We start from the raw sequence: 5,256 nt of genomic DNA, 5'->3' as shown, positions 1-5,256 counted from the left end.
GCCCACCCCGGAGCAGCGCCGCGCCCGCCGGGCGGAGGCCGCGAGCGGCGCGGACGGCGCCGACTGGCTCACCGGCTACCGCGTCGACTGGGACGCCCCCGTCCGCTGACTTGCCCCGCCCGCGCGCTGCGGCAGACTGGAGGCATGCCGGAGCTGCCGGAGGTCGAGGCCCTCGCCGGGTTCCTGGCCGAGCGCGTCGTCGGCCGCACGGTCGAGAAGGTGCTCCCCCTGGCCGTGAGCGTCCTGAAGACCTACGACCCGCCGCTCGGCGAGCTGGAGGGCCGCGCGGTCACCGGGGTGCGCCGGTACGGCAAGTTCCTGGACCTCGCCACCGACGGCGGCCCGCACCTCGCCTTCCACCTCGCCCGCGCCGGCTGGCTGCGCTGGCACGACCGCCTCCCCGGCACCTCACCGCGCCTCGGCAAGGGACCGCTCGCCCTGCGCCTGCGGCTCGCCGACGGCGCAGGGTTCGACCTCACCGAGGCCGGCACCCAGAAGCGGCTCGCCGTCCACTGCGTACGCCGGCCGGAGGACGTCCCGGGCATCGCCCGCCTGGGACCCGATCCCCTCGCACCGGACTTCACCGCGGAGGTCTTCGCCGGCCTGCTGCGCGACGAGCGCCGGCAGCTCAAGGGCGTCCTGCGCGACCAGGGCGTGATCGCCGGCATCGGCAACGCCTACTCCGACGAGATCCTGCACGCCGCGCGCATGTCCCCCTTCAAGCTCGCCGCGAGCCTGACGCCGCAGGAGACCGCCGCCCTGTACGAGGCGCTCGGCGCGACGCTGCGGGACGCCGTCGAGCGGGCGCGCGGGCACGCGGCGAAGGAGCTCAAGGCCGAGAAGAGGAGCGGGCTGCGGGTGCACGGCCGCACCGGTGAGCCCTGCCCGGTCTGCGGCGACACCATCCGCGAGGTCTCCTTCAGCGACTCCTCGCTCCAGTACTGCCCCACCTGCCAGACGGGCGGCAAGCCGCTCGCCGACCGGCGACTGTCCCGCCTGCTGAAGTGAAACGCTGCCGAAGCGAACCCCTCACTCCTTAGGTGCCTGGGCCCGCGCCAGCCCCGAGTGCCGGTAGGAGTACGCGAAGTACACCACCAGGCCCACCACGAACCACACCGCGAACCGCACCCACGTCTGCCACGCCAGATAGGTGATCAGCCAGATCGACGCGGCCACACCGATCGCGGGCACCAGCGGCACCGCCGGGCAGCGGAACGAGCGCGGCAGCTCCGGCCGCTTGTAGCGCAGCACGATCACGGCGGTGCACACCACCGCGAACGCCAGCAGGATGCCGATGTTGGTCAGCTCCGCCGCCTCGCCGATCGGGATGAAGCCGGCGATCGCCGCCGACGCGACCCCCACGATCCACGTCACCCGCGTCGGCACGTGCCGGGTCGGGTGGGTCTTGGCGAACCAGTGCGGCAGCAGCCCGTCCCGGCTCATCGAGAACCACACACGGGTCACACCGAGCATGAAGGTGAACATCACGGTGAGGATGCCGATGATGGCGCCGACCGCGATGACGTCCGCCAGGGCACCCAGGCCCACCGACTTGAAGGCGGTGGAGAAGCCACTCTCCTTGTCGATCTCCGTGTAGTTCTGCATGCCGGTCAGCACCAGGCACGCCAGCACGTACAGCACCATCGAGATCGCGAGCGAGTACAGGATGGCCTTGGGCATGTGGCGCTGCGCGTCCTTGGACTCCTCCGCCGCCGTGGACATCGCGTCGTAGCCGAACACCGCGAAGAACACCGTGGCCGCGCCCGTGAACGCCCCGCTCACCCCGAACGGGAAGAACGGCTCGTAGTTGGCCGACTTCACGTGGAAGAAGCCGACCACGACGACGACCGCCACGACGATCACCTTCAGGACGACCACGATCGTCTCGAAGCGGGCCGCGTTCTTGATGCCGAGGGTGAGCGTGTAGGCGATCAGCAGGCACAGCACCGCCGCGAACAGGTCGACCCGGTGCCCGTCGCCGGTGCCCGGTGCGCCCAGCATCCACTTCGGCAGCTCGGCGTTGGCCTCGCCGAGCAGGAAGTTGATGTAGCCGGAGATGCCGATCGCCACCACCGCCACGATCGCCGTGTACTCCAGCAGCAGGTCCCAGCCGATGAACCAGCCGCCCAGCTCGCCGAGGACCACATAGCCGTACGTGTAGGCGGACCCGGCGCGCGGGATGAGCCCCGCGAACTCCGCGTAGGAGAAGGCCGCCGCCGCGCTCGCGATGCCGGCGATCAGGAAGGAGATCAGCACGGCCGGCCCCGCCACGCCGTTGGCGATGGTTCCCGCGAGGCTGAAGATGCCCGCGCCGATGATGCCGCCCACACCGATCGCCGTGAGCTGCCACAGCCCCAGCGTGCGGGTCAGCCGCTCGTCGGCACCGCCCTCCTCGATCGTCTCGATGGGTTTGCGGCGCAGTACGCCCTCACCCGCCCGGAGCCCCATGTGGTGTGTCCTCTCGTCGACGCTGACGGCGGGTCATCCTCGCGGAGCGGGGGCGGCGACGGAAGACGCCGCCCCGCACCGTCCTCACGGTTCAGCCGATGGCGGGCGCCGCGGCCGACTCCTCCGTGCCCCAGCCGGAGGGGGAGTCACCGACGGTGAAGTCCAGGCGACTGTTCTTGCGCAGCTGCTCCGTCGTCAGGTACGTACGGCCGTAGGCGTCGCCGTCCAGCCGGGCGGACCGGACGTAGCGCTCGGTGTCCGAGGTGCCCGGCGCGGTCACCGTGAAGCGGCCCTTCGGATACCAGCGGCGGTCCAGCCGCAGGTCCACCCGGTCGAACACCGGGGTGCTCAGCCCCCACACGTCCACGCCTGGCTGCACCGGGTAGACACCGATGGCGGACAGCACCATCCACGCCGACATCGTGCCCAGGTCGTCGTTGCCGGTCATCCCGGTCGGCCCGTCCGTGAACAGCGTCAGGGCGGCGTGCACCACGTCCGTGGTCTGCCACGGCCGGCCGGTGGAGAGATAGGTGTACGGGGCGATGAGGTCCGGCTCGTTCTGCGGGTTGTACTTGTCGGCGTTGTAGTAGTCGTACGGGCCGTGGACCCACACCTCGCGGGCGGTCCGCGCCGGGTCCTTCAGCAGCCGGTCGTAGGCGAAGAAGGAGTCGAGCCGGGTGTTGGCCGCCCGCCGCCCGCCGATCAGCCGCACCATCCCGGGCAGGTCCTGCGGCACCAGCCACTGGTACTGCCAGGCGGTGCCCTCGTGGAAACCGACGCTCTTCGCCGGGTCGGCGGGCCCGGCGAACGCGCCGTCGGCGCCGCGCGCGCGGAAGAAACCGGTGCTCGGGTCGTAGATCTTGCGGTAGTTCCGGGAACGGGCCGCGAAGCGCCGGGCGTCCGAGCGGTGGCCCAGGTCCTCGGCCATCCGGGCGAGCGCCGCGTCGGCGAGCGCGTACTCCAGCGTCGCCGAGGCCCCCTGCTGGAAGTCGGAGTCGCCCGGCTTCGGCCGGGGCCGGTCGGGCTGGTAGGGGACGTAACCGTTCTTGAGGTACTGCGCGTTGCCGTCCCGCCCGACCCCCGGAGAGTCGGCGGGCGGCACGCCGTCGGCGTTCTTCCGCAGTGCCCGGTACGCCTCCTCCTCATGGCCCGCCAGCAGACCGTGCTGGTAGGCGTTGGTGAGGAACGGCGTCACCGGGTCGCCGGTCATGATGTTCGTCTCGACCGTGCCGTAGCCCCACTTGGGCAGCCAGCCGCCCTCGGCGTCCACGCGCAGCACCGACAGCGCCATGTCCCGCGACTCGCGCGGCGCCAGCAGGGCCAGCAGCTGCGCCTGCGTGCGGTAGGTGTCCCACAGCGACCAGTTCTGGTAGTACGTGAAGCCCTCGGCGCGGTGCGGCTTGTGGTCCCAGCCGGTGTAGCGCCCGTCGACGTCGCTGCCGATGTTGGGGGCGAGGAACGAGCGGTACAGCGAGGAGTAGAACGTACGCCGCAGGGTGGCCGTGCCGCCCCGGGTCCCCACGCCCGCCAGGCGCCGCTCCCAGGCCGCCCGCGCCGCGCGCTCGGTCCGGTCGAAGCCGCCGTCCTCCGCGCCGAGGTTGGCCGCCGCGCCGCCGGCGTCCACGTAACTGATCGCGGTGGTGGCCTCGACGGTCCGGTCGGCCGTGGTGTCGAAGCGCACCCAGGCACCGTTGCGGCCGGTGCCGGTGGAGGTCCGGGAACCCGCGGTGACCTTGTCGTCCTTCCAGGTGCCGTGGGCCGCGAAGGGGCGGTCGAAGCGGGTGAGGGTGTGCACGGTGTACGGGCGGGTGTCCTGGCAGAAGCCGCGGCCGGTGATGACCGAGCGGACCGTGCGCGAGTCCACGACCTCGACGGTGGTGGAGACCGTGCGGTGCAGCGACTGTCCCGTGTTGAGCAGGACGTTGGCCTTGTCGGTCGCCGGGAAGGTGTAGCGCTGGTGGCCGGTGCGGGCGGTCGCCGTCAGCTCGGCCGTGATGCCGCCGGAGAGGCCGACCCGGTAGTAGCCGGGCCGGGCCGTCTCGTCGCGGTGGCTGAACGTCGCGGCATAGCGGGCGTTGTCCGTCTGCGTCACCTCGCCGGTGGTGGGCAGGACGGGCAGGTCACCGCCGATGCGGCAGCCGACGCCGGAGAGGTGCACGGTGCTGAAGCCGCGGATGCGGTTGTGCTTGTAGTCGTAGCCCGTGAAGTGCCCGGTGTCCGGGGAGAGCTGCACCATGCCGAACGGCACGGCGGCACCGGGGAAGGTGTTGCCCTCGTTCTGGGTGCCGATGAACGGGTTGACCAGGCCGGTGAGGTCGTCCTTGGCGGCGGCGGCCGGCCGCGCCGGTACGAGCGCCGTGCCGCCGAGCACCGCCACGAGGGCGAGTGCGGCCGCGCCGACGCGCGGTCCCAGGTGTCCGGTCCATCTCATCGTCCACGCCCCTCGGGTGACGCTCCGTCTGGCACCGACATCGTTGTCAAGGGCGAGGGTAGCGAGAGGCTGACGCGCTGTCATGATGCCCCGCTCGCCTGGAGTGGCGGCTTCCGCCACAACCGCGCCAAAAGGCCCATGGCCCACTTGTCATGACCGGTGTACAGTCGTCGGCGTTCCACCGGTTGGTGGCCCGATACACACACCCGGTACACACAACTGAATGCGCGCGTGTCAGGGGAATGCCGGTCCAAGGCCGGCGCCGGCCTGCGACCGTGAGCCGGGCCGCCCGTCGCGCCGCGCGTGCGGCGTCGTCGTGGCGGCGCGTCGCCGTGACCGCCGCGGGTCTCTCCGCGTCGCCCCGTGCCGCGCACACC

3 protein-coding genes are annotated in these 5,256 nt (G+C 72.0%); 1 reads left to right on the top strand and 2 read right to left on the bottom strand.

Features of this window, described 5'->3' with window-relative positions; translation table 11 throughout:
• The first annotated feature begins 144 nt into the window (after nucleotides 1-144).
• Complete coding sequence (locus tag J7E86_RS25590) at nucleotides 145-1,008, top strand: Fpg/Nei family DNA glycosylase (RefSeq protein WP_215084655.1); 864 nt, start codon at nucleotides 145-147, stop codon at nucleotides 1,006-1,008.
• 21 nt (nucleotides 1,009-1,029) lie between these two features.
• On the opposite strand, the gene J7E86_RS25585 is transcribed toward J7E86_RS25590, so the two are convergent.
• Together J7E86_RS25585 and J7E86_RS25580 are read right to left on the bottom strand one after the other, a co-directional pair.
• Nucleotides 1,030-2,448, bottom strand: a complete 1,419-nt coding sequence (locus J7E86_RS25585) for an amino acid permease (protein ID WP_215084653.1) — start codon at nucleotides 2,446-2,448, stop codon at nucleotides 1,030-1,032.
• A 91-nt stretch (nucleotides 2,449-2,539) separates the two neighbouring features.
• The gene (locus J7E86_RS25580; protein WP_215084651.1) at nucleotides 2,540-4,879 is read right to left on the bottom strand and encodes a GH92 family glycosyl hydrolase; all 2,340 of its coding nucleotides are present in this window, start codon (nucleotides 4,877-4,879) and stop codon (nucleotides 2,540-2,542) included.
• Nucleotides 4,880-5,256: the final 377 nt, after the last annotated feature.

Origin of the sequence: Streptomyces sp. ISL-11, from assembly GCF_018614525.1 — a bacterium.
In the GTDB taxonomy this organism is placed as follows: Bacteria; Actinomycetota; Actinomycetes; order Streptomycetales; family Streptomycetaceae; genus Streptomyces.
The sequence above is the reverse complement of the archived record's forward strand: the minus strand, read 5'-3'. Positions and strand labels throughout refer to the sequence as shown.